This window comes from Pseudohongiella sp., assembly GCF_040877505.1.
Taxonomy (GTDB): domain Bacteria; phylum Pseudomonadota; class Gammaproteobacteria; order Pseudomonadales; family Pseudohongiellaceae; genus Pseudohongiella.
Window position 1 is genome coordinate 71,111 of the sequence record NZ_JBBDNQ010000016.1, and the last position, 24,824, is coordinate 95,934.

The window sequence follows — 24,824 nt, forward strand, 5'->3', positions numbered from 1 at the left end:
TGCCTCGTTGCTAAGGCGCCTGCACCGGCTCCGGCGCCAGCCCGCAATTCTGGCACATCACATTCTGCACCGGCTCACCGGTGGCCAGGTCGGTCAGCCAGTCCACAAAGCGCACACCTTCGACCTCGTAGCTGTAAACTTCAGGACGCAACAAAATGGTATGCATGGACCCTCCCGCCACGTAGTAACGGAAGTCAGGTATTGCGTCACTGATCTCGTTCAGGTTGGTTTCCAGCAGCGGCAACAGGGACTCGGTAGGCGTACCGCCCAGCGCCAGAAACTGTTTCTGCACGTCGTCCTCAGCGGTATCGTATGAGGCAAAACGAATACTGGATCGCGTCTGTGCAGCGCCGATATACAGGTGATGAAAACTGAACTCATCCGCCGGTATATCACTGACATGTTCCAGTTCACCAACAACTTCATCCGTGGCCCAAACATCATAGGGGTTGAAGTTGGCGAAACCACGATAGCCACCAGAGGCATCTCCAAGCTGGACGATGTCAGCGCGTGGATACTGCTGCGCCAGTTTCACTGCGTAAAAGGGTGACGGGATGGATCCGGCACTGGAACCGGTGACAAAGATCTGTCGCGGCACCAGCACATGGTCGAACACCCATTGCATCGCCGCTGTGGCGTTGACCAGGCCGCGATGCTGAATATTAACCTCGTGCGACGAATGGCCTTCAATGTCGGGCGCCACATGATTCTGTACCGAGTTGCCGAGATGCACGTCAGCGGAGCAGTACGGCGCATACACAATAGTGTAGTCAGCAAACGGGTTTTCCGGATGATCAAAGGCAAGGATGCCATGGGCATTACCCGGATCAGTCGCGGCCAGATTGATCTGATAGCTGGGCTGCAAATCCGGATCGCAATTGGCGCCATCCCAACACGCGCCGCCGCCTTCAAGATAAAACATCAGCTTGTCAGGCTCGCCCTGCTTAACAAAAAAACGGTAGTCTGAACCATCAGAGCAGACCGTGTCGCCGCCCGGCTCGAACGCGTTCCAGCCCGGTTCCAGACCAGAGAAATCCGCGTAGGTCGGTTGCCCTGCGTCAACCGCAGGTGCGCTGAGAGCTGGCGGCGTTTCCGCCACCGTCGGTGGTTCGGGTTCACTGCAGGCGGCCAGCGCGGTCATGACCAGCAGTAGCATGGCCGCCAGCCGGGGCGGGATACGAGAGAATACGGGGTTCTTGTTGTTCATACGCCTGATCTCTTGATTATTATATGCTCGATTTCTATATGGATGAGATATAGCCTGGTCCATGTTGTATCACAAACCGTAATAACATACGATTCGATGCAAGAAAAGTACACTCTATTCAGAGGCTTCCAATGATTGATGTTTACAGCTCGGCCACGCCTAACGGTTACAAGGTTACCGTGATGCTGGAAGAGATTGGCGCTGAATACACCCTGCATCCGGTCAACCTCTCTGCCGGTGACCAGAAAACACCGGAATTCCTTGCCATGAACCCAAATGGTCGCATTCCTGTGATCGTGGACAGGGACAACAGCGATTTTACCGTGTTCGAATCCGGCGCCATCATGATCTATCTGGGCGAAAAATTTGGCCAACTCTATCCGGAAGACCCCGCTGCAAGGTCACTGACATTGCAATGGCTGATGTTCCAGATGGGAGGCATCGGCCCCATGATGGGTCAGGCCAATGTCTTCTACCGCTATTTTCCGGAAAAAATTCAGGCCGCCATTGATCGTTATCAAAACGAGTGCCGACGCCTGTTTCAGGTACTTGACAGTCGCCTGTCAGCAGCCGAGTATCTCGCCGGTGACACCTATACCATCGCCGACATCGCGAACTGGTGCTGGGTGCGAACGCATAACTGGTCTGGCGTCAGCGTTGACGGCCTGCCTCACCTGCAGCGCTGGCTCGACCTCCTGTATCAGCGACCCGCCTGCCAGCGCGGCATCAAACAGCCTGAGCGCAATCGCACGCCGGATGACATCGTCAAAGGCGCACAAAGTATTGTTGTGCGCTGACAATCCACCGAGACCAAGAGTCAGATTAATCATGCCCCGAATAACTTATATAGAACATAACGGTACAGAACATATTATCGACGCCGCCAATGGCGAATCGGTCATGGAGGCGGCCATCAACAATCTGGTCCCCGGCATTGATGCCGACTGCGGCGGCGCCTGTTCCTGCGGCACCTGTCACGTGTTTGTTGATGACGCATGGGTACAAGTGGTCGGTGAGCCCGGCGAGTTTGAAGAACCCATGCTCGACATCAACCCGGAGCGCGGGCCCAACTCCAGGCTGTCCTGCCAGATCGATATCAGCGAGGACCTTGATGGACTGGTGGTACGCCTGCCTGAGTATCAGTTTTAAACCGGGAGAATCCAAATGCCTGATACCAAAGACACCGGTACCAAACGCAACCGCAGTCTGGCCGGGCGCGATCCCTGGAGCACGCCATTGGATGAAATCGACCTGGCACATCCGGGCATCTGGCAAGCCAACGAATTCCTGCCCTTCCTGGCGCGCCTGCGCCGCGACGACCCGGTGCATTATTGCGCGGACTCCCCGCTGGGCCCCTACTGGTCGGTGATGAAGTACAAAGACATCATGACGATGGAAGCGGCGCCGCACATCTTTTCATCCGAACCCACCATTGGCATTGTCGATGTGATACCCGAATTCAGCCTGCCAATGTTTATAGCCATGGATCCGCCCAAGCACGAAGAGCAACGCAAAACCGTGCAGGGCGTGGTCGCTCCGACAAATCTGAAAAACCTGGAAGGCCTGATCCGGCAACGCGTCATCACCATCCTGGACGGGTTGCCACGGGATGAACCTTTTAACTGGGTAGATCTTGTGTCGCGCGACCTGACCACACAAATGCTGGCAACGCTGTTTGACTTTCCCTTCGAGGACAGACACAAACTGACCTATTGGTCCGATGTTGCCACCGCGATTCCCGGCGCCGGGCTTATCGACAGTTACGAGGAAGGGTTCGAGATACTAAAAGAATGCCTTGCCTATTTCACCCGACTCTGGCGCGAAAGGGCCGGCAAGGCGCCTGGCGATGACCTTATCTCCATGCTTGCACACGGCGAGGCAACGCGTAACATGCCACCCATGGAGTTTCTCGGCAACCTGATACTGCTGATCGTGGGTGGCAACGACACCACACGCAACTCCATCAGCGGTGGCGTGCTGGCACTGAACGAAAACCCACAGGAGTACCAGAAGCTGCGTGACAACCCTGTGCTGATTCCCTCCATGGTCTCCGAGATTATTCGCTGGCAGACACCACTGGCCTACATGCGCCGTACTGCAAAAGTGGACACCGAGCTGGGCGGAAAGACGATTCGCGCGGGCGACAAGGTGTTGATGTGGTACGCCTCAGCCAACCGTGACCCGGACGCCATCGACAGGCCCGATGAGTTTATCATCGACCGTCCCCGGGCGCGCCAGCACCTGAGCTTTGGTTTCGGCATCCATCGCTGCATGGGCAACCGATTGGCGGAGATGCAGTTGCGCATTCTGTGGGAAGAAATCAGTCACCGCTTTGACAAAGTCGAAGTCGTGGGAGAACCGGTACGCATCTATTCCAGCTTTGTTAAAGGCTACACGGAATTGCCCGTGATCATTCGTTCCTCTGCCGTCAAAGCAGCCTGAGCTTGCGTGCGCTTCACCTGGCGCAGCGACGGTTAAAATAGTAAGGCAGCACCGTCATTGCCAACAACAAAAGCACGGCAGCGGATACGGTCAGTACAGGATGCATTTCAAGCGTATTGCCAAGGCCCGCGAAAACCACAGTCATGGGCAGCATGCCCACAAAGCTGGCAAGGGCAAATTGCCAGGCCCGGATACTGGTGACGCCGGCCGCATAGCTGACCAGGGCAAAGGAGAACAGCGGAATGAGGCGGGTCATGAATATCGCCCAGAACAACAGCCACTGCGACTGCTGCCTGGCAAAAAGCGGATTGCCCGGAAGGTAGCGACAGATCACGTCACGCCCCAGCAGACGGGCCGTCCAGAATGCAATCATGGCACCCAGCAGAGCCCCGACGGCAGCGACCAGGGTGCCACCCACAAGCCCGAATGCCAGTCCCGAGGCGGCACTGATCGGCAGGGTGGGAATCGGCCCCACCACCACAGCAATGATCATCATTGCAGACAACAGCAGAGGACCCCGATAACCAAGTCCGTTCAGCCAGTCAGCGATCGCAGGAGCGGACAGTGTCTGGGGCATGCCTTGGTCACGCAACAGCAGCCAAAGTAGCAAAATCAGGATAACTACAATGGCAGAAGCCGACGCCTTGACCTTCCAGCCAGGTGGTGGCGCGATCACAGGGTCGAACGCGTCGGTCTGCTCTTCTGGCGTGTTATGTTGTTTCAATTAACGCTCGTATTGACCGACCAGGCGGTTCATTCGCTGACAGGCTCAAGCCTTGAAGTCTACCTCAGTGGCAACATCTGCCTCATAATCCACATCACTGCGCTCGAAGCCAAACAGCTTGAGGAACTCATGCTTGTATCCTGCGTAGTCAGTTAACTGGAACAGATTGTCATTATTGACGCGCTGCCAAAGCTCTTTGCATTCAGCCTGCACATCGTCACGCAACTCCTTGTCATCCATACGCAGCCGGTCCGCTTCGTCCATATCGTACGGCTTGCCATCTTCGCGATAAAGCTGTTCACGGAACAGGCGGTTAAGTTGCTCTATGGTCCCTTCGTGCAGACCTTTTTCTTTCATCACTTTGTATACCAGCGCGATATACAATGGCATGACCGGTATGGCAGCTGACGCCTGCGTGACAACCGACTTGAGTACCGCAACATTGGCACTGCCGCCGTATTTCGTTTCCAGTCTGGTGTTGAGCACTGACGCCGCGCGATCCAGATCTTCCTTGGCTTTGCCCAGCGCGCCGTGCCAGTAGATGGGCCAGGTCATCTCGGTGCCAATGTAACTGAACGCGACGGTTTTCGCGCCACCGGCCAGAACGCCGGCCTGATCCAGCGCCTCCATCCACAGCTCCCAGTCTTCACCACCCATCACGGTAATGGTATCGGCAATTTCTTCATCAGTGGCCGGTTCAACTTCGGCGTGAATGATCTGATCCTTGTTGGTGTCAATGGCGGTGGACTGATACACCTCGCCAATCGGCTTGAGTACGGAGCGTTTGACTTCACCGGTATCCGGCATCTTGCGAACCGGCGACGCCAACGAATACACCACCAGATCGACCTCGCCCAGATCCTGCTTGATCAGGTCAATGGCCTGCGCGCGCACTTCATGGGAAAACGCGTCACCATTGATGGATTTTGCGTACAAGCCTGCTTTTTTGGCTTCTTCTTCAAATGCCCAGGAGTTGTACCAGCCAGCCGTACCCGGTTTGGTTTCAGTGGCGGGCTTTTCAAAGAAGACACCAATGGTGGCTGCCTGATAACCAAACGCCGCGGTGATTCTTGCTGCCAGGCCGTACCCGCTGGAGGCGCCAATAACCAAAACCTTTCTGGGACCATTGCTGTGCACACCCTGTTGCCGGGTGACCTCGATCTGGTCTTTGACGTTGTTATGGCAGCCGGTGGGATGCGTCGTGGTACAGATAAATCCGCGATATTTTGGTTTTATAATCATGTATTTTCCCCTATCTCCGCCAATAATGGCGCTTTCTGACTGACAACCTCGTTCGTCATCGGTCAGCCTTGTCAGTGATGGACGTTATTTTACCTCAACCGCCCCGGTGGACACATCCATGATCATGCGTGCGAGCAGATACAGACGTGGCTCAATCGAATCCAGCAGCACATATTCGTCGTTATTTGAATGCGCGCCAAAACCCTGCAGACCAAAACGCTCTATGACCGGTGCCTCGGTCTCCAATGCGGCAAACGCAGCGTCTGTGCCACCACCCTCAGCCTGGTCGTTGACCACCAGCGTCATGCCCAGTTCCTCATAAATCTGCTGGCCATGCGCCGCCAGGGCGCGCGAAGCATCTGTCGCCTGCAACGGTGGTCGACGATTTTCAAAACGCAGGCTGATTTCGGTATCGGGTATCAGTCGATTACTGATCCTCTCCTCAATGCGCGATTCCAGCCGTTCAAAATCTTCCAGTCGCAGCATGCGAACATCGGCCGTGGCCACTGCATCGGCCGGAATCACGTTACGATTGGTGCCCACCTGGGCCAGGGTCCAGTTGACCTTGAACCCCACGTCCGGATCTGACAGATCATCCAGTTGCAGCAGCTGATGCGCCATTTCGTACAGGGCGTTACGCCCCATCTCCGGCGCCGCACCGGCATGCGATGCGCGCCCTTTGACCAACATGGTTACCGCACCGATGCCACTGGTCGCCAGTGACAGGGAATCATTGTCTATGCGCGTCGGTTCCACAGAGAACACCGCATCGTGCTCTGTTCCAAGACGTGTCAGCACCGCACGCGAACCCGGCGAACTGATTTCTTCGTCGCCGTTGATCAACACAGTGAGCGTTCCATAATCATCAAAATCCAGTGCCTGTAACATGGCAATGACATGTATGATCAGGGCAACACCTTGTTTGTCATCGGAGATACCCAGGCCGTATGCACGATTGCCGTCAATGCGAAACGGCTGCTCCGCTATCATGCCACGCAGGTAGACCGTGTCCATGTGTGCAATCAGCAGAATGTTCTTGTCACCGGAGCCCATAAATCTGGCATGCACCATCGGACCCAGCTGCTCCGGGGTATCGAACATACGATACACATCATCACCCGCTTCCAGTAACTCGACCTCACCGCCGAGCGCCTGCAGTTCACTGGCAACCAGGGCTGCGATCTCTTCAAGACCTTCACGATCACCGCTACCGGACTCTATCGATACCAGCTTTGCCATGGTCGCCACCATCGCTTCCTTTTGTGCGGTAGCGGATTCGAATACAGTGGTATCAAGCTGCGCGTAAGACACCTGGCACATTAGCACCAGAGACAACAACGCAACACTCAGTTTTAATCTGCTGACCATAAATTACTCCGGAAAGTGACGATCCGCCACGGGTTACTGCACTCATCAGTTCCTGAGATACGATGCACCATTGGCGTCAATGATGGCACCGGTCAGGTATTCAGTTTCATTACCGGCCAGAAAAGCCACCAGATGACCAATTTCAGAAGGCCGCCCGATACGCCCCAGCGGGCTTTGCGCTGCCACATCATCCCAGCCCTGATTGCGGATCCGGGGAGAAGCAGCTGGTGTTTCTGTCCAGCCCGGCGCTATCGCATACACGCAGATACCGTGACCACCAAGCGCCAGCGCCAGCGACTGTGTTGCCGAATTCAGGCCTGACTTGCTGGCGCCGTATGCGGGGGCAGTGGGTTCGCCTCTAAAGGCGCCGCGTGACGTTATATTGATGATTTTGCCCGCGCCCTGTTTTATCATCGGTTTCGCGGCCAGAAAGGCGAGGTTCAGTGGCGCCAGCAGGTTGAGTTCAAGGCTATATTGCCAGGCGCTCTGCCACGCCGCAAAGTCCTCACTTTTGACATCCTGTGGCGTGAATTGCCCGGCAGCATTAACCAGAACATCCAGGCGCTGATAGACACCAAGCACCTCATCGACGAGCCTGGCAGCATCCTGGGCATTGGCGACATCGGCACAGAATGCCTGATGGCCATCACCGTCCAATTCTTTTAGAAGCGCCAGCGTCTCATTTTTTTTGCTGCGGTAGTTGGCCGCAATGGTAAATCCGGCAGCGGCCAGCGCCACCGCACTGGCACGACCGATTCCTGTCGCCGCCCCGGTAACCAGGGCGACTTTCTGGACTGACATAAAGACTCCTGCGGGAAATGTTGAGACTGAGCGTTAACGGCCGGCCTTGAGCAGATCCCTGATTTCGGTTAACAACTTTTCTTCGGCTGACGGTTCCAGCGGCGGCGCCGGCACTACCGGCACCGGAGGCGGGTTGCGCTTGAGCCGGTTGATGAACCTGATCGCCATGAAAATGACAAAGGCGATGATGGTAAAATCAATTACCGTCTGAATAAAGCGGCCATAGGAAATCACAACAGCCGGGGCCTCCTCGCCTACCGCCTCACGGAGGGTGTAGACAAGATCAGAGAAATCGACACCACCCAGCAACACGCCGATCGGCGGCATCACTACATCGGACACGAACGACGACACGATGCGACCAAACGCGGTGCCAATGATGACACCAACGGCCATGTCGATAACGTTGCCCTTGACTGCAAATTCCCTGAATTCCTGAAGCATTTTCACGGCAGCAATCCTCATAAGTGTTGGTCGAACCAGCCTTTTAACGCGCTGGCTGCGGTTACGCCATCATCGCCGGTGAACAGACCATGGCCAGCGCCTTCAATTACTACAAAATCTCTGACAATGTCAGCCGATTCCAGGGCTTCATACATATTCTCACTGTGGCTGATACTCACCAACTCGTCAGCATCACCGTGCACCAGCAATACCGGAGGATCACCCGCGCTGGCAAAATCGATAGGGGATACAGTAGGCGCCAGATTGTCATCAAAGTTCAGCGCCGGGAAATTATCGTTCGGGCCGGTCATGCCGCGCAGATCGGTGGGCGGCATATAGGCCACAACGGCCGCCGGGCGATGCGGCTGATCATCAGTGGACAGACCCAGCATCAATGACAGATGGCCACCTGCGCTGATACCGGACACCCCGATACGGGCCGGATCGACGCCGTAGCTTCCGGCATTGTCACCGATAAACTGGAACGCCCGGGATACATCACTCCATGCTTCCAGTACGTTGTACCTGGGGCTGCTGCCGTGGCGAACGGCAAATACCGTATAACCGGCATCGACCAGAGGCACAAACATGGATTCGTAGGCATTCTGCATCATCGGGCTGGACATCCAGCCACCGCTGATCATGTAGGCTACGGCTGCGCCATTGGCATTGGCATCCGGCTGATAAACATCCATCACCATGGCCAGACCGTCTTTTTGACCATACACGACATTGCGCAGGGTGTCGGCTTGCGCCGGTGCTGCCAGCGCCATCATCAGCCCCAGCGAGGAGGCCATGAATAACAGGGGTTTTGTTGCAGTAGCAAAGGACAGTATAGGCATGGAACACTCCGGGCCCGCAGCGTATGCAGGCAAAGTTGAAATCGTAGGCCAGATTAGCCCCACCCTGACAGCGAGTCAACCTGGCAGCAGAATCTGCCAATAGCCTACGTCCAGCCACTGGCCGGACTTGTAGCCGACCTCCTTCAGGTGCGCAATTTTCACGAATCCGAGCCGCTCATGCAATGCCACGCTGGCAACATTGGGCAAAGCAATGCCGCCCATGACACTGTGTACAGACGTCCGCCGCAATTCTTCCAGCAACACCGTGTACAACGCGGTACCAAAGCCTTTGCCGCCCGAACCCGGTGCAAGATAGACCGAACTTTCTACCGAATAGCGGTAAGCGCTTCGACTCTTCCAGGGTGTCGCGTAGGCATAACCGACCACAGCAACCTGTCCATCGACTTCCGACTCACCGACCAGCCAGGGCAGCGACGCCGTCAATACACCTTGGATACGGCCCGCCATCTCCACCGGCGCTACCGTCACCTCTTCAAAAGTCACTACCGTATTTTCTATGTAATGGTTGTAAATATCTGCAATTATCTGTGCGTCAGCCTGGCCGACGGGCCTGATTGTCATGCTCATAACAGGGTCCATAGTTGTTTTTTTGTGCTGCGTTAGTACTGTGCCCGGTCTGTTTCTGCCGGACTGCAGTGACCCGTTGGCTGCTAACCGGCTCTCATCCTGTAGATTGCCCTTTGCTGAATTGAGCAAACACATCGCTTGCTGTCAGCCAGGAACAGATTAAAAACACAGTCGGCGAATTCATGGCCTTTTTTGTTGAACAGATCGGTAATGGTCATTTCACTGATCAGCGCTGTATTCAGGGGCACAGCCTGGAAGTTCTGCGCGCGAATTTCCAGGTGTATCCAGGGGCTCATGCGGGCGACGGCGGCAAAGTGGCGATTGGCGCAGCCCAACAGAAACGACATATTGGCGTAACCGCTGTCATTCTGTTTGTCGTCGGCAACCGCCTGTGTTCGCAACAGAGCGGGCATGTCTGCCTGTTGTCTAAGATAAGCTGCCATTTCATGTTCTGCCGACCACATAAATGGTTTTGCCGGGCAGCCCTGGTCGCGCAACTCTTCCATGACCTGACGGCTCGCCTTTTGCGGTTGCCAGTAGTCGCTCATGACCTCACAACCCTGGTACTCCGGCTCGACTTCCAGCGCATCCGGCAACCAGACTTCAGCCGTAGCACACAAACGGTTCTCACTGAAAAGCTCTGCATGGTAACGATCGTCACCTCCCGGCAGCGCTACCTCAACCGCGAATTCGCGCTCGTCATACAGCGGAGACTTGATGGTCGCGTGCACAGCACCTCGCGTCAGCCAGTGCAGACCCCAGGCTTCCACCGCAGGCTGAATCAGATACGATGAAACTGTGACGCCCGGCACCAATGCACCGGTAAACCCGTACGCTTGTGCAATCTCATCAGAGTGGATACGGTTATCTGAATCGGGCACTTGATTGAATGCCTCGCCACGCCAGGACCTGATTGACTGCATCGCTATTTCAGACCCCAGATGCGCGCAACCGCAGTGTCGCTGCCAAGTGTCGCCACAATCAGGCTGACCACACTGACCACAAAAAAGACAATAACAGGAATCACCGCGCCCAACTGACCTGCCGACAGTGCAAAATACACTGACACACAGAACAGAATCAGAAACAGCGTGGCAGCAGCCAACAGGATCATCCGGTGTGAAGGGCGGTAGCTGGCAGCCGGCTCACCTTTTTCGAAGAACGCCAGCACCGGGCGACATAATTTGCGTAACGCATCTTTCATGGTTCGGTTTCCGTTTGTGTTGTTTTTCGCAAAGTGACAAGCCCAACGTCGATTGTAACTGACAGGGATGTCAGTGCCGCCGCACGAGCGCGCCCCTCGGCATTGGCCCGGTACAAATGCGGTGTCATGGTCAACAGGTCCTGTACCAGCCCGGCATTCCTAATATCACAGACATATCGTATCGATTCGGTTGCCACCCGCTCGAATCCGGCAGGCGGATCGCTCTTGTTTTCGCGCGCAGGCCTCAGGCTTGGGTAAATGATTTCGCGCAATTCCCGCAAATGTTCCGAACCCGGATCCAGCTGGACCACTAACCCGCCATCACGCAATACGCGGGCAAACTCACTGTATACCGGGAAACCGAACATGCACAAGACCCGGTCCAGTGAGCCCGAAAGCACAGGCAGATTGGCGTTGCTGCCCACTGCCCAGCACACATGGTGATCCTGTTTTGCGGCGGACTGTACAGCCCATTTGGAGATATCCAGACCCATCAGCGCCAGGCGATCCGGTCTTTGTGCGGCGACGGCCAATTGCCTCAGGTAGTAACCCTCGCCGCAACCGGCGTCCAGAAAACCGGCCATCTTGTCGGTAGCCAGATCCGCCAGCAAGGCCTTGTTGATTGCCGCAGCTACCGGTGCATAGTGACCCGCCGCCAGAAAGCGCTGCCGCGCGGCCACCATGTCCTTGCTGTCGCCCGGATCGCGAGAGCGCTTTTTCTGCACCGGCAACAGATTCACGTAGCCTTGCCGCGCCACATCAAAACTGTGCCCGTGCTCGCAGCGCCAGCTACCATCTCGGGCGGTCAACGCCGCTCCGTCCAACGGGCATGCCAACCCTGAAAAGGGGACGGTGGGATTATTCTTCTGCACGGAGTGTCAATACTTCGCAGCCGGTTTCCGTCACCAGCACCGTGTGCTCCCATTGCGCAGACAGGCCACCATCGCGCGTGACAACAGTCCAGCCATCCTTTTTCGATTTGGTTCTTGCGCCGCGCTGATTGATCATGGGCTCAATGGTAAACGTCATGCCGCTGACCAGGCGCTGCCCGGCACCTGGTTTGCCATAGTGCAGAACCTGAGGCTCTTCATGCATCTCCCGGCCAATACCGTGGCCGCAGTACTCCCGGACTACGCTGTATCCAGACGCCTCTGCATGTTGCTGAATGGCGTGACCAACGTCACCCAGAGTGGCGCCTGCTTTTACCGCATGTATGCCTTTCCACATGGCTTCGTTGCTTATCCTGACCAGTTTTCTGGCTTCAGGTCCCGCATCGGGCATCACGTACATTTTGCTGGAATCGGCGATAAAACCGTCCTTTTCCAGTGTTATGTCAAGGTTGACAATATCAGCGCCCTTGAGTCTGTAGTTGCTGGGCAAACCGTGGCACACCACGTCATTGACCGACGCATTGAGCACATACAGATAATCATACTGTCCCTTGCTGGCGGGGCGAGAGTGCAGGGTATTCACGATGAAATCTTCGACAAAGTCATTTATCTCCATCGTTGTTTTGCCAACGCACACAACATCATCCAGGGCCGCAAATACTTGCGCCAGTAACTGCCCGGCCTTACGCATCAGGGCAATTTCGTTGTCGTCTTTAATCATTGGTTGTCACATTGATTATTTACAGGAAAAGTTTTATCTGCGCCAAAAACAGTCATTTCTTACCTCTATTTTAGAGCACTTTCATATCACCAACCAGTTGCGGGTACCATTATTTCGGCGGTATTGGTATTCTGAACGATCAGGATTGAGGCGAACTTGTTTCGCCATTTATCCCTAGACGGGTAAAGCACAAAAGATGCCGAACACCTACCACCATGAAAACCAGCGAATTTCCACCACAACAGCCCTGATCTGTGCGCTGACCGTTGTTATTGCAGCTGTATGTGCGTTCGCGGCCACCTGGCTATGGACTCATGACATTGGCGTTACGCATGAGAATCGTATCATCGAAAATACCCAGGTGTTTTTTCTGTTGCTGGCGCTGGCGACCCATGCGCTGCAGGCAGGACGACAGCCAGTCAGCTCAACAAGCCTCCGACTTTGCCACCTGGTGCTGGCCATGCTGTGCCTGTCCATCATGGTGCGCGAGATCGATATCGACAAACTGGGCTCACAACCGGGCTGGGAGCTCGCGGAGAACCTGATAAGACTGACAGGGGGCGCCGGATGGATCTGGTTATTGACGCATGTCTATCGCAACCGCCGGCCTTTGTGGCAATGCAAAACCGGCATCCTTTTGACCTCAGCCAGCCTGCTGACAGGACTCGGCGTGTTGTTCTACATGGCATCCTGGTTGTTTGACAAATCTGTAGTGCCTCTGCCTGCCGAACGAAGCCAGCTCTGGGAAGAGACACTGCAGTTGAGCGGCACCATATTTCTGTTCACCGCGGCGCTGCGCCCGATACACATAAAACCATTTCGGACGTCTCTCCTGACAAGCTCCTGAAAAGCTCCTGAAAACGACTAACCGAGTTTATCCTGTGTGTGCGTATCAAAATCGCTGGCGTCATGTCGCTCACGCAGTTGCTCATGTAATTCGCCCCAGGACCGATTGACCATCGTGCCACGCTTCACGGCAGGGCGCTGTTCCAACTCCTGTGTCCAGCGAACCACGTTCCTGTATGTATGGGCCTGCAGGAACTCTGCAGCGTCATAGACCTTATTGTTTACCAGCGCGCCGTACCACGGCCAGATTGCCATGTCGGCTATAGTGTACTCGTCACCCGCAATATACTGATTTGTCGCCAGCTGACGATCCAGCACATCAAGCTGCCGCTTGACCTCCATGGTGTAGCGGTTTATCGCGTATTCATATTTTTCCGGCGCGTAGGCGTAGAAGTGGCCAAAACCGCCGCCGAGAAAGGGGGCACTGCCCATCTGCCAGAACAACCAGGACAAACACTCGGCACGCCCGGCGACATCGCCGGGGATAAAGACATCAAATTTTTCCGCCAGGTAGAGCAACATCGCGCCAGACTCAAAGATCCGGACCGGGGGTGACACACTGCGATCAACCATGGCGGGTATTTTTGAATTAGGATTTACGTTGACGAATCCGCTGCTGAACTGTTCACCCTCCATAATATTAACCAGGAATGCATCGTATTCGGCATCGGTGTAACCCAGGGCGAGCAGCTCTTCCAGCAAAATAGTGACTTTGACTCCATTGGGCGTTGCCAGCGAGTATAGCTGAATCGGATGCTTGCCAACGGGCAGTTCTTTATCATGCGTTGGGCCGGCAACGGGGCGATTGATACTGGCGAATCTGCCACCACTGGTTTCTTCCGGGCTCCAGACTGCTGGTGGGACATAGCTTTTTTCGTTCATGCATACTCCTTGAGTATTCGAATTTTTCAGTTGTTGGCTGTCTTCATTGGTCGCTTGTAGCAGGGCGGGCAGAATATTTAAAATATCATTCAATATTTAGCTATCTATTAATGCAATTGCGCGTATAGTGACCTAGACGAGATAACTCACTCTCAGAACGCAGCGCTTTCAAAGCCAAGCTGCCACGTTCAGCCCTTCCTCCTCTTTGCTTTTCTAATTGTATTCAACCGATACAACAGACCCCTTTGCGCCCGGAAATACCCGTGGCACATCCAAGGGCTGCTAGCCCACTGCTAAACCTATCAGGTATTTCACCATGAAAACCACAAAAAGTTCGTTTTCGATAATAATGCAATCTGCCGCGCTCACTGTTGCAGTGTTTGCAGGCAGCATCACCACCACCGCGTTTGCGCAGAGCATTCCTGATCTTGGCGAAGCCGCCCAGTTCTCTGTGCTGGCAGGCTCAACGGTCACCAATACCGGATCCACTGTGGTTACCGGCGAACTCGGCGTCAGCCCCGGCACCGCAATCACCGGCTTTCCACCTGGCATCGTACAGGAAGGGCAGATTCGTTCCAACGATGCGGTAGCGGCACAAGCCGTTGCCGACCTGCTGGTGGCCTATAACAATCTGGCCGGACAACCTGTGACCACCGAACAGGCGGCCGCACTGGGCATGGGCATGGTTCTGGCCCCGGGCGTGTATCACTTTACCGATGCCGCTGACATTACCGGGGAACTGGTGCTTGACGCCCAGAGCAACTCAAGCGCAGTGTTTGTGTTCCAGGTTGAAGAGGCCCTTACTGTCAATAACAACGCGGCGATCAAATTGATCAACGGTGCAAAAGCCAGTAACGTGTTCTGGCAGATCGGCACCTCAGCCACGCTAGGCACCAATGCCAGCTTCCACGGCAGTATTCTTGCCGGCGCAGGCGTCACCCTGAACACCGGCGCCACCCTGGTCGGGCGCGCACTGGCACAAACGGCGGTCACGCTGGACAGCAACACGGTTACGCTGGCGGCCGCAACCGATACCACGCCCAACCCTGCACCGACGCCCGACCCTACACCAGTGCCGGACACCGACCTGCCGACCGTCGACAAGGTGATAGATTCGAACGGCCAGACTTCCAGTGCCACTATTAAAGCTGGAGCAACATCAAATGGTGGCGCCAGTTACACCAACAGTTTCTCGACCAGCGATCAAATCGTGGTCAGTGGTGAGCTGTTTCCCGAAGCCTCGGATGTTGGCAAAGCAATTGACGTATTTGTGGTCATCAAATACACCTCAGCCGCCGGCGTAGACCAATGGTTGATGGAAAATGGTGACGGTGATTTCTTTGTCTGGGACCAGAACATTGAAAGTCTGATATCTTTTTATAGCAGCGCCAATTCGAGTGCCAGCATAGCCGGACAGCTTTTCAGTGGCACACTGGACGCGGGTAACTATGAAATCTTCATCGGATACGCAGCCCAGGGCGGATCACTTATCTACAGCGAAACACCAATGACATTTGTTGTCACCCAGCTTTAACAGGCTGATTTAAAAAAGGCGCCCAGGGGCGCCTTTTTTTTTGCTTCGAATTCAGCATCGAGAGCATTATTGTTCTAAGTCAGAGCTATCTGATTGCAATCGGATTCACCACCACCTGAACCGCACCCTTGAATTTTGGCTGGCCCAGCACAAACATGAACTCACTGACACCATCGACAGCCAGTTCAGCCGTATTCATGCTTTCCAGTATATAAACGCCTTCTTTGGCCAGCAGGGTTTGATGTACCGCAAAAACGCGCTGTGGATTTTCAAAGGGAATCACTTCGAGTGCCGGCGTGTCAGCACCGATAGCCACCACACCCTGCTCGGCAAGGTACTCGGCGCCCTCCACTCCCACGCCCGGTTGACCGGAAATGAACCGGTCGTTGTCAACACCCAACAGTTGCATCCAGCCAGTGTGGAATAAAACCACGTCACCAGACTGAATCCGGATATCCTGCGCACTGGCGGCCGCTTCTATCTCTGCCTGATTAAACGCAGTTCCTGCGCTCACCATGTCGACGCCGAAGTGCCGGGTCATATCCAGTAACACACCGCGCGTGACAATCGGCGGTATGGTATGAGTTCCCAGTTCAGCCAGCCCCTCGTCACTTACAATATCTGACGCAGTCAGTCCATTGTAGTACTGATTGCCTATACCCAGGTGTCCCAGGCCATCAATCTGCGAACCGATACCAAAACTTGTCGTGACTCGCTCATCGTTGGATGTCACTACATCGGCACCCACTTCCACACCGCTACCGGACGCTATAATGTCAATATCGTAGGTGCGGCCACCATAAGCAGGTGCACCTTCTTCAGTATCAATGCCCAGTGAATAGACTTTGCCCGCGCTGATCAATTGCGCTGCCTGCAGAACCCGCTCGGCACTCAGGTTGTTCGCGGCGCCAATACGATCCTCCGCGCCATAACGCGACGGCACCCATTCCTGAGCGCTGAGCAATCCACAACTACTGCCACAGATGATTCCAACGACGACAACATTCTTCAGTTTCTTATACATTATTATGCCCTTTTATTTTGTAGTCGTATGTTCCAGAAATTTGCATATCCAGCTGCCTACCAATTCTCCATCATGCGGCGTGGCAAAACTGGACTCAACACGCGCAATCATCTCTGGCGTCAGTTGGTCGGCGCGCAGATTCAACAAAGCCCTGGCATAATCAACACTGAACTCCGGATGCCCCTGTATTGCCAGCACCTTGCCAGGAATATAAAACGCGGCGTTGGGGCAAAAGTCATTGCTCAGCAAGCGCTGGGCGCCATCGGGAAGCACCAGCACCTGATCCCGGTGACTGACGATCAGGTTGACCGATTTGCGGGAATCAACAAACGGCGGATGCCGATCCAGTTGGTACTGCATCACACCCAGGCCCCAGCCAGCATCCGAACGCCCGGCCTGCCCACCGAGTGCGTGCGCCAACAACTGGTGTCCGAAACACACACCCACCACCGGTCGCCCGGTGCGATACAGCATACGGGCATACTGCCGAAGAGCCTCGATCCAGTCGTCATCGGCAAAGCTGTCAAATTTGCTACCGGTGATCAGGAAAGCATCATAGCCGGACGGATCCAACGGATACTGGCCGTCGATTACCCGATAGATTGACATATCCCAGTCTTTGCCGGACTGGCCAAGCAGGCGCTCGAACATCACGCCATAGCTCAGGTAGCGTGTCCGCAGGGAATCATGAAGTGTATCGGCGTCAAGGATGGCGAGCTTCATGGAGATGTTGCGCGCCTGGCCTGACTATTCGTCTGTAAATTCATCTGCACACTGGCTTTCATAGAAAATATCTATCGTACTGGTTGATAAATCATCATTCCTCGGTCAATTGGACATGATGTATAGTCGATGATCAAGAATAAATTTCCCCACCCCATCAATAATTGGAGACAGACATGGACAACAACAATGGCAACACTGCAGGCAAATGCCCGGTAATGCACGGCTCCCGCACAAAAATTGGGGGTAGTGGTACCGCAAATCAGCACTGGTGGCCAAACCAGCTGAACCTGAATATCCTGCATCAGCATTCAGCAAAGTCGAACCCACTGGGGGAAGACTTCAATTACGCGGAAGCGTTCAAAAAACTGGACCTGGCCGCAGTAAAAAAAGATCTGGCAGAGCTGATGACAGACTCCAAGGACTGGTGGCCGGCAGACTATGGCCACTATGGCCCGTTTTTCATCCGTATGGCCTGGCATAGCGCAGGCACATACCGTATGGGCGATGGCCGCGGTGGTGCCGGTGCTGGTGATCAACGCTTTGCGCCGCTAAACAGTTGGCCGGACAATGGCAACCTGGACAAGTCGCGTCGCCTGCTGTGGCCAATCAAGAAGAAGTACGGCAACAGCCTGTCCTGGGCCGACCTGTACATCCTGACCGGCAATGTGGCGCTGGAAACCATGGGTTTTAAAACCTTCGGTTTCGCCGGTGGCCGTGAAGATGTGTATCAACCCGAAGAAGATATTTACTGGGGCGCTGAAGAAGAATGGCTGGCGACCAGCGACAAGCCCAACAGTCGCTATTCAGGTGAACGCGATCTGGAGAATCCTCTGGCAGCCGTGCAGATGGGTTTGATCTACGTGAACCCGGAAGGTCCCGATGGCAATCCGGACCCACTGCTATCGGCCAGGGACATTCGCGAAACGTTTGCCCGCATGGCGATGAATGACTATGAGACCGTCGCGCTGACCGCCGGTGGGCACACGTTTGGTAAAACCCACGGGGCCGCCGACCCGAACCAATATGTCGGTCCCGAGCCTGAAGCAGCACCGATTGAGCAGATGGGTCTGGGCTGGAAGAACAGCTACGGCAGCGGCAAAGGTCGTGACACCATTACCAGTGGTCTCGAGGGTGCATGGACACCAACACCCACCCAGTGGGACATGTCATATTTCGATGTTCTGTTCGGCTATGAGTGGGAGTTGACCAAAAGCCCGGCTGGCGCCAATCAGTGGCAAGCCAAAGGACTGGCCGACAAAGACCACGCACCGGATGCAGAAGATGCGTCAAAGCGCGTGCATATCATGATGTCCACGGCTGACATGGCCATGCGCGAAGACCCGGCCTATCGCAAGATCTCCGAACACTTCCACAAAAACCCGGAAGAATTCGCCGATGCCTTCGCGCGTGCCTGGTTCAAACTAACCCATCGAGATATGGGACCCAAGTCCCGCTACCTCGGTCCGGAAGTGCCCGCTGAAGACCTGATCTGGCAGGACCCCGTGCCGCTTGCAGATCACGAGCTGGTGAACGCGCAGGATATTGCTGACCTTAAGGGCAAGATCCTGGCCTCTGGCCTGTCTGTCTCCGAGTTGGTATACACAGCGTGGTCATCTGCCTCCACATTCCGCGGCTCCGACATGCGTGGTGGTGCCAATGGCGCCCGCATCAGGCTTGCGCCGCAGAAGGACTGGGAAGCGAACCAGCCAGCGCAGCTGGCAAAGGTATTAAAGACTCTGGAGGGCATTCAACAGAACTTCAACAGTGCACAGTCCGGCAACAAGCGGGTGTCCGTTGCCGATCTGATTGTGCTGGCTGGCAGCGCCGCTGTCGAGAAAGCGGCTAAAGATGCTGGCCACGATGTGACTGTGCCATTTTCACCCGGCCGCACCGATGCGACGCAGGAGCAGACCGACGCCGAGTCGTTCGAGCCACTGCAACCGGAAGCAGACGGCTTCCGCAACTATCGCCGCGCCGCATTCACGGTGTCGGACGAGGAGATGCTGATCGACAAGGCGCAACTGCTGACCCTCAGCGCGCCGGAGATGACCGTGCTCGTCGGTGGTCTGCGAGTGTTGAACGCCAACTATAAACAGGCCAGCCACGGAGTATTCACCAGAACGCCGGGCAAACTGACGAACGACTTCTTCGTTAATCTCACGGATCTGGACACAGAGTGGAAGCCGACCTCGGCTGACGCAGACGTGTTCGAGGGCCGTGATCGCAAGAGCGGCGCTGTCAAATGGACGGGGACCCGAGTTGATCTCGTGTTTGGTTCCAATTCGCAGCTGCGCGCGTTGTCCGAGGTTTACGCTCAGGATGATGCCGGTGAAAAGTTCGTCAAGGACTTTGTAGCTGCCTGGACCAAGGTCATGAACGCGGATCGCTTCGATCTGGCCTGATCCCTTCGTAACACCCAACGTCCGGGGGCAAGCTGCAACAGCTTGCCCCCGGTGCTATGGCTCTCCTTCCCTTTACGCCCCGTAACAGTGCGCAGCTGTTATCGACGCCCCAAGACTTCCCTATTCTGCAAACAGGCGGTGCGAACACCTCCACCTCAGTCGTTTAACGCATCGAAACCGGACAACCCCTGTTATATAAAGGGTCATCGCAATTCATCTGGACACTTTCCCGATGACGTTTGCCTATGGCACCCAAATTGCTTAATCCAACTATCTGAAAATTGATCAGGTCAGGAGCAACGCCGCATGTCCAGTACGATACGTACGCCCGACTTTTGCAAAATCAATTGCAAAACCAGTCGCAAAACCAATCACAAAACCAATGCCAAAACCACACAGACGTCCCGACGCCTGCCCATGCTCACAACGCTGGCGGTCGGCGCGCTACTCTGCACCGGACTGGCGTTTGGTGCGGAGAACTGGCAACTGCCAGAGGAACTCAGTGACAAGCTGGCAGGTCTGCAATCCAGCGAACGCAATTTTGTTACCAATGGCAGCTTCCTGCCATTTATGCCCGCACGGCAAATGGAACTGGAACTGGCCAATCGCGACGCCGCCAGCATTCAATCGCTAATTTCCGATTTGATTGCCGTCGCCGGCGAAATGGGCTACGACCCAAGCCGCGACATGGGCGCCATGCCGCTTAATGTGACAGCCAATGGTTTCAACACCGTGCTGCTGCCGTCCATTTTGCGCGACGACAAACGCGAACCAGGCCCTTTCAGTGTCCATCGCTACATGTTCCCGGAGTCCGGCATTCCCACGTTTGCGGGTGCCCCGGTTGCCGTATGGCCTGAAGACCTGACCGCAGGCAACGTTGATGTCGCCATTGTCGGTATTCCCAGTGATATGAGCAGTGGCCGCCGCAATGCAGAAGCCGGTCCAAACGTCATGCGCTCACTGGACACCATCGCCGAGCTTGATATCCAGACGCTGGTAGATCCCATGACTGTGCTGACTGTTGTCGACTACGGTGATTTCCGCGTTGATAACATGAGCATCGAGCGCTCCGTTGAACACGTGACCAGTATGGTCGCCGAAACCGCTGGTACCAATGCCACGCCCATGATGGTGGGTGGTGACACTTCCATATTGTATCCGGCCGTTAAAGGGGTTGCCCAGACACATGGCAACGGCAGTTTCGGGCTCGTCCACTTCAGCGCCCATCCTGATGCCAGACGCGACGCCGTGCATACCATCTCGGACGACCAGGCCCTGTTCATGCTGCTGGACGAAGGCATTATCAACGGCTCTGACCTGATCACCGTAGGTTTGCGCGGAAACGCCGCCACGGAAACCACGCTGCAGTGGCTGCAGGACAACGGCGTGCGCTATCACACAATGGCGGAGGTCAATCGTACCGGCTACAACGCGGTAATGGAACGGGTAGTAAACGAACTTTCGGCGCTACCGGAACAACTCTTTGTCTCAATTGATGTCAGTGTCATAGACCCCGGCGACATGATTGCCGCCGGACGCGTGGCCGCCAACGGCCTTAGCATTCAGGATGTCACATCAACGGTGCGCTACCTGTGCGCAGCACGCGACATCGTCGGATTCGAAATAACCGACATGGCACCCGTACTGGACTTGTCCAGGCTCTCTGCCCTGAACTCCAATGCCGTGCTCAATGCCTGCCTCGTAGGTATGGCATCGCGCAAGGCCGGCTTCGCGCCTGACGCAGTCCACCCGCTGGCGCTTGATCATGGGCAGGACTGAACCATGACTGGAAACCGTCAACTCAAACGCGACCTCAATATTGCACAGACGACTGGAAACTGTATGATGAAAATCCCGACAACACAATCGTTCGCAAAAGCCAGACTGCTGCCGCTGGCCGCCGCCATCATGATGGGCGGGCTGGCAAGTGGCCACATCGCAGCGCAACCGGCCCCTGCCCCTGATACGCCCGAGCACGTCACTGGCACCAATCCCTATCCTTATGAAACCGAGGATGCTCGCGAGGAAGAACGCCCCGGTATCGAACTGCCGGACACAGTCTCCGATAAACTTGCATTGCTCAGTGAAGAACAGGTGGCATTTCTGGAAAGTTCCGATGCCGGACGTTTCCGCGGCAATCTGGAAAAAACCGTTGAGTATCTTGAAGAGAACACGCCTGAGCACATTCTGACCTGGGTTGAAGCCATGCAAAGCGTGGTAAGCGCCCAGCGCTACCAGGAGGGTCGGGACGCACCCAATATCGCGCTGAACACAGATTCACCCATATTCAATGCCTGGCGCCTGCGTCGGCCCGCATCCATGGACCCGGAACGCGAACCCGGCACGATTTCGCTCGGCCGCTACAACGGCGGTGGTGGGCCACCCACATTTGGTGGTTTTCCGCTGGCGCTGACACCTGAAGACCTGGAAGCCGCAGAAGTTGACGTTGCTATTGTCGGCGCGCCGCTGAACATGGGCTCGGGCTGGCGCGATTCGGGCGCCCAGGCAACTACCGACATGCGGGTACGAGGACGCGCACTCGGTGGCATGGATCAGTACGTACAGGTCAATCCGGGCAGCGTGCTCAATATTGTCGACTACGGCGATATTGCAATCGATAACGCCAGCACCGAACGCTCAATGCAGCATATTCGTGAAGTTGTCCGCGAGATCGGCAACACTGGCGCCGTGCCGGTCATTGTCGGCGGCGATCACTCGCTGTCCTATCCCAACGTGGCAGCAATGGCTGATGTTTATGGCAAGGAAAAAGTTTCTGTCATACATTTTGACTCTCACTACGACGCCTGGTGGGGCAGCCCCCACCTGATCAGCCACGGTGCGCCTGTATATCGCCTGCTCAATGAAGGGCACGTGCGCATAGAAGACTATATTCAGGTTGGTCTGCGCTCCAGCGGCCCCGACGAAGCCGCCTTTAAATGGATGCGCGAGAACGGCATGCGTTATCACACCATGGCTGAAGTAGAACAGCGAGGCTGGGATGCGACGCTCGAGCGCGTGGTCGCCGAAGCCAGTGAAGAAGGACGCAAACTCTACATTTCATTTGATATCGACGTCATTGATCCGGCATTTGCAGTGGCGACCGGCACACCGGTGTCCGGTGGCCTTGATATGCGTGAATCGATCACCATTGTGCGTCGGTTATGTGCGGAAGCCAATGTTGTCGGCTTTGAGCTGGTAGAACTGCACCCTTATCTGGACCCGACCTACATGACGACGCTGAACAGTGCGCACGTTATCAAGGCCTGCCTGACAGGTCTGGCCATGCGCGAAGAGGGCCTGACCGAATCGTTCTACCTCAGCCCCGTAGCATCGGAACATGCGATTGATGATTACTACGGTGATCAAGCTGATTTCCTGCGTCACACGGAAGCGCTCGAGAGGAAGGGCGAGGAAAGTGATGAAGGCGAAGGAGACGAAGAAAGCGAAGAGGAGTAAGATAAAACTCGCAACAGGGCAATCCGTGAGAGCCGATGCTGGACCAGGACACAGAGCCCGGTTCAGCATCGGCATTTTCATGGTGTCAGATGCCGCTCTACACAACCCTGTGCAAGGCACAAAGTTTGTTGCCAGCCGGATCACGCAAGTACGCCAGATACAATTTAACGCCAGCGCCTTCACGAATACCGGGTGGATCTTCGCAGGCCGTGCCGCCGTTGGCCAGTCCAGCCTGATGCCACGCATCAGCCGCTTCCGGACTTTCCGCCGCGAACCCTATGGTGCTGCCGTTACCATTGCAGGCGGGCTCCCCGTTGATCGGTTTGCTCAGTGCAAAAACCCCGGTCTTGGTGCGGTAGAAACACCGCCCTTTGGCATCGATGGCGCCAGGATTGACGCCGAGGGCACCCAGCGTTGCATCATAAAACTTTTTTGATTTCTCTAGATCATTTGTACCCAGCATGATGTGGCTGAACATTCCTGCTCTCCTCGTTGTTGGCCGCCCCAAGAAGGCAACCTGATTGTGTGCTTATTATATGGGCTTTTCGTATCGGATTCTCGTGTAGGCTTGAAGCCAATTGGCATGCCCGCATGGTACCTTAGTTCAACATTTCAATCATAACCGTAGCAGCACCCTGAAAACCTATGCCTGAAAACAACTACGCAGCAGTTTCCCTGATGGATTTTAGCGATCCGGCCTGCGCAGCCAAGTGGCACGCCATCAACGACGGCGTTATGGGCGGGCAGTCCCGTGGCGGCCCACATGTCATTGACGGCCAACTGCATTTTACCGGCTGCATTTCTCTGGCAAACAACGGCGGATTTGCTTCGATTCGTGCCAGGCAGCAACATCATGATCTCAGTAGCGCAGACAGCGTTCTGTTGCGCGTTAAGGGCGATGGACGCAGCTACCAGTTCAGGCTCTACACCAGCGCCCACGTCGGGAGCTCCCGCATTGCTTACGCCACAACCTTCAAATCCATTGACAATGCATGGCTGGAGCTACGGCTGGGCTTCAGCCAGCTCAAACCCACGATCCGAGGCCGCACCCTGTCAGGCCCCGCCTTCAATCCGGCCGGGGTTGAGGAAATCGGATTCCTGCTGGCTGACAAAAGCGAAGGGGATTTCCATCTGTGTATTGACTGGATAAAAACGATTTAGCCTGCAACCAGCAAAAGACGTTGTCTTAGCATGAGCGGTGGAGTAGCCTAAGGAGCATTGGCAAGCGCGCCCGGGAGCGAAAGTTCCAAAGTCGCATGCCCCGGCTATTGCATTTTGGCATCAGGAGGATGGTATCAATGGATATTCAGGTAACAGGTATTCTCGGCGTACTCTGGTTGATTGTGGTCATCTGGGCAATTATTCAGGTCGCCCAGAGCTCCGCCAGCGGGACCGCAAAATTGTTGTGGATATTACTGATGCTGTTTCTGCCCGTCGCCGGTGTGATCATATGGTTTTTGCTCGGACCAAAATCATCATAA

The 24,824-nt window shown here is 55.5% G+C and carries 26 protein-coding genes; 10 read left to right on the forward strand and 16 right to left on the reverse strand.

The genetic code is table 11. The features are described 5' to 3' along the window. Positions 1 to 10: 10 nt before the first annotated feature. A complete protein-coding gene (locus WD071_RS06315; RefSeq protein WP_368047506.1) occupies positions 11 to 1,207 on the reverse strand; it encodes a pectin acetylesterase-family hydrolase in 1,197 nt (398 codons plus the stop codon). A gap of 131 nt (positions 1,208 to 1,338) precedes the next feature. Here WD071_RS06315 and WD071_RS06320 point away from each other — a divergent pair, with 131 nt between their 5' ends. The 3 genes from WD071_RS06320 to WD071_RS06330 are packed head-to-tail and all read left to right on the forward strand — an operon-like array spanning position 1,339 to position 3,649. Then, a complete protein-coding gene (locus tag WD071_RS06320; RefSeq protein WP_368047507.1) occupies positions 1,339 to 2,004 on the forward strand; it encodes a glutathione S-transferase family protein in 666 nt (221 codons plus the stop codon). A 31-nt stretch (positions 2,005 to 2,035) separates the two neighbouring features. Next, positions 2,036 to 2,356 (forward strand): 2Fe-2S iron-sulfur cluster-binding protein, encoded by a 321-nt coding sequence (locus tag WD071_RS06325; protein WP_368047508.1) that lies wholly within the window; start codon positions 2,036 to 2,038, stop codon positions 2,354 to 2,356. 15 nt (positions 2,357 to 2,371) lie between these two features. Next, a complete protein-coding gene (locus WD071_RS06330; RefSeq protein ID WP_368047509.1) occupies positions 2,372 to 3,649 on the forward strand; it encodes a cytochrome P450 in 1,278 nt (425 codons plus the stop codon). 13 nt (positions 3,650 to 3,662) lie between these two features. Here the strand turns inward: WD071_RS06330 and WD071_RS06335 are convergent, their stop codons facing one another. The 11 genes from WD071_RS06335 to map all read right to left on the reverse strand — a co-directional run bounded on the left by WD071_RS06335 (position 3,663) and on the right by map (position 12,473). Further along, on the reverse strand, positions 3,663 to 4,373 hold the full coding sequence (locus tag WD071_RS06335; RefSeq protein WP_368047510.1) for a TVP38/TMEM64 family protein: 711 nt from the start codon (positions 4,371 to 4,373) through the stop codon (positions 3,663 to 3,665). 45 nt (positions 4,374 to 4,418) lie between these two features. Continuing rightward, positions 4,419 to 5,615 carry an enoyl-ACP reductase FabV gene (gene fabV / locus WD071_RS06340; protein ID WP_368047511.1) on the reverse strand — a complete coding sequence of 399 codons (1,197 nt, stop codon included), beginning with the start codon at positions 5,613 to 5,615 and terminating at the stop codon, positions 4,419 to 4,421. 84 nt (positions 5,616 to 5,699) lie between these two features. Beyond that, a complete protein-coding gene (locus tag WD071_RS06345) occupies positions 5,700 to 6,983 on the reverse strand; it encodes a M20/M25/M40 family metallo-hydrolase (protein WP_368047512.1) in 1,284 nt (427 codons plus the stop codon). A gap of 45 nt (positions 6,984 to 7,028) precedes the next feature. Further along, positions 7,029 to 7,784, reverse strand: a complete 756-nt coding sequence (locus WD071_RS06350) for an SDR family NAD(P)-dependent oxidoreductase (RefSeq protein WP_368047513.1) — start codon at positions 7,782 to 7,784, stop codon at positions 7,029 to 7,031. 33 nt (positions 7,785 to 7,817) lie between these two features. Next, a complete protein-coding gene (gene mscL / locus WD071_RS06355; RefSeq protein ID WP_368047514.1) occupies positions 7,818 to 8,234 on the reverse strand; it encodes a large-conductance mechanosensitive channel protein MscL in 417 nt (138 codons plus the stop codon). Between the two features lie 11 nt (positions 8,235 to 8,245). Further along, entirely contained in the window at positions 8,246 to 9,070 is an 825-nt protein-coding gene (locus WD071_RS06360; protein WP_368047515.1) for an alpha/beta hydrolase, read from the reverse strand. A gap of 75 nt (positions 9,071 to 9,145) precedes the next feature. Continuing rightward, positions 9,146 to 9,658: an N-acetyltransferase family protein gene (locus WD071_RS06365; RefSeq protein WP_368047516.1), complete on the reverse strand. Its 513-nt coding sequence runs from the start codon at positions 9,656 to 9,658 to the stop codon at positions 9,146 to 9,148. Between the two features lie 83 nt (positions 9,659 to 9,741). Next, positions 9,742 to 10,581: a hypothetical protein gene (locus tag WD071_RS06370; protein ID WP_368047517.1), complete on the reverse strand. Its 840-nt coding sequence runs from the start codon at positions 10,579 to 10,581 to the stop codon at positions 9,742 to 9,744. A gap of 2 nt (positions 10,582 to 10,583) precedes the next feature. Further along, complete coding sequence (locus tag WD071_RS06375) at positions 10,584 to 10,862, reverse strand: hypothetical protein (protein WP_368047518.1); 279 nt, start codon at positions 10,860 to 10,862, stop codon at positions 10,584 to 10,586. After that, positions 10,859 to 11,734 carry a putative RNA methyltransferase gene (locus WD071_RS06380; RefSeq protein ID WP_368047519.1) on the reverse strand — a complete coding sequence of 292 codons (876 nt, stop codon included), beginning with the start codon at positions 11,732 to 11,734 and terminating at the stop codon, positions 10,859 to 10,861. The genes WD071_RS06375 and WD071_RS06380 overlap by 4 nt, the downstream gene beginning before the upstream one ends. Next, a complete protein-coding gene (map, locus tag WD071_RS06385) occupies positions 11,721 to 12,473 on the reverse strand; it encodes a type I methionyl aminopeptidase (RefSeq protein WP_368047520.1) in 753 nt (250 codons plus the stop codon). The genes WD071_RS06380 and map overlap by 14 nt, the downstream gene beginning before the upstream one ends. Before the next feature lie 196 nt (positions 12,474 to 12,669). Between map and WD071_RS06390 the strand changes: the two genes are divergently transcribed. After that, entirely contained in the window at positions 12,670 to 13,320 is a 651-nt protein-coding gene (locus tag WD071_RS06390; RefSeq protein ID WP_368047521.1) for a hypothetical protein, read from the forward strand. Between the two features lie 17 nt (positions 13,321 to 13,337). Here WD071_RS06390 and yghU read toward each other — a convergent pair whose 3' ends face one another. After that, positions 13,338 to 14,201 (reverse strand): glutathione-dependent disulfide-bond oxidoreductase, encoded by an 864-nt coding sequence (gene yghU / locus WD071_RS06395; RefSeq protein WP_368047522.1) that lies wholly within the window; start codon positions 14,199 to 14,201, stop codon positions 13,338 to 13,340. A 316-nt stretch (positions 14,202 to 14,517) separates the two neighbouring features. Here yghU and WD071_RS06400 point away from each other — a divergent pair, with 316 nt between their 5' ends. Beyond that, positions 14,518 to 15,735 carry an ice-binding family protein gene (locus WD071_RS06400; RefSeq protein ID WP_368047523.1) on the forward strand — a complete coding sequence of 406 codons (1,218 nt, stop codon included), beginning with the start codon at positions 14,518 to 14,520 and terminating at the stop codon, positions 15,733 to 15,735. 85 nt (positions 15,736 to 15,820) lie between these two features. On the opposite strand, the gene WD071_RS06405 is transcribed toward WD071_RS06400, so the two are convergent. Further along, positions 15,821 to 16,759, reverse strand: a complete 939-nt coding sequence (locus tag WD071_RS06405; protein ID WP_368047524.1) for a cyclase family protein — start codon at positions 16,757 to 16,759, stop codon at positions 15,821 to 15,823. A gap of 12 nt (positions 16,760 to 16,771) precedes the next feature. Beyond that, positions 16,772 to 17,482: an amidotransferase gene (locus WD071_RS06410; RefSeq protein WP_368047525.1), complete on the reverse strand. Its 711-nt coding sequence runs from the start codon at positions 17,480 to 17,482 to the stop codon at positions 16,772 to 16,774. 176 nt (positions 17,483 to 17,658) lie between these two features. Between WD071_RS06410 and katG the strand changes: the two genes are divergently transcribed. From katG to WD071_RS06425, 3 genes are all read left to right on the forward strand, one after another. Further along, complete coding sequence (gene katG / locus WD071_RS06415) at positions 17,659 to 19,887, forward strand: catalase/peroxidase HPI (RefSeq protein WP_368047526.1); 2,229 nt, start codon at positions 17,659 to 17,661, stop codon at positions 19,885 to 19,887. Between the two features lie 306 nt (positions 19,888 to 20,193). Continuing rightward, positions 20,194 to 21,666, forward strand: coding sequence for an arginase family protein (locus tag WD071_RS06420; RefSeq protein WP_368047527.1), 1,473 nt, complete (start codon positions 20,194 to 20,196; stop codon positions 21,664 to 21,666). A gap of 63 nt (positions 21,667 to 21,729) precedes the next feature. Further along, the gene (locus tag WD071_RS06425) at positions 21,730 to 23,343 is read left to right on the forward strand and encodes an agmatinase family protein (protein WP_368047528.1); all 1,614 of its coding nucleotides are present in this window, start codon (positions 21,730 to 21,732) and stop codon (positions 23,341 to 23,343) included. Positions 23,344 to 23,440: 97 nt separating this feature from the next. On the opposite strand, the gene WD071_RS06430 is transcribed toward WD071_RS06425, so the two are convergent. Next, positions 23,441 to 23,821 carry a VOC family protein gene (locus tag WD071_RS06430; RefSeq protein ID WP_368047529.1) on the reverse strand — a complete coding sequence of 127 codons (381 nt, stop codon included), beginning with the start codon at positions 23,819 to 23,821 and terminating at the stop codon, positions 23,441 to 23,443. A gap of 167 nt (positions 23,822 to 23,988) precedes the next feature. On the opposite strand from WD071_RS06430, the gene WD071_RS06435 reads away from it, so the two are divergent. Together WD071_RS06435 and WD071_RS06440 are read left to right on the forward strand one after the other, a co-directional pair. Beyond that, entirely contained in the window at positions 23,989 to 24,504 is a 516-nt protein-coding gene (locus tag WD071_RS06435; RefSeq protein ID WP_368047530.1) for a CIA30 family protein, read from the forward strand. 137 nt (positions 24,505 to 24,641) lie between these two features. After that, positions 24,642 to 24,824 carry a PLDc N-terminal domain-containing protein gene (locus tag WD071_RS06440; protein ID WP_368047531.1) on the forward strand — a complete coding sequence of 61 codons (183 nt, stop codon included), beginning with the start codon at positions 24,642 to 24,644 and terminating at the stop codon, positions 24,822 to 24,824.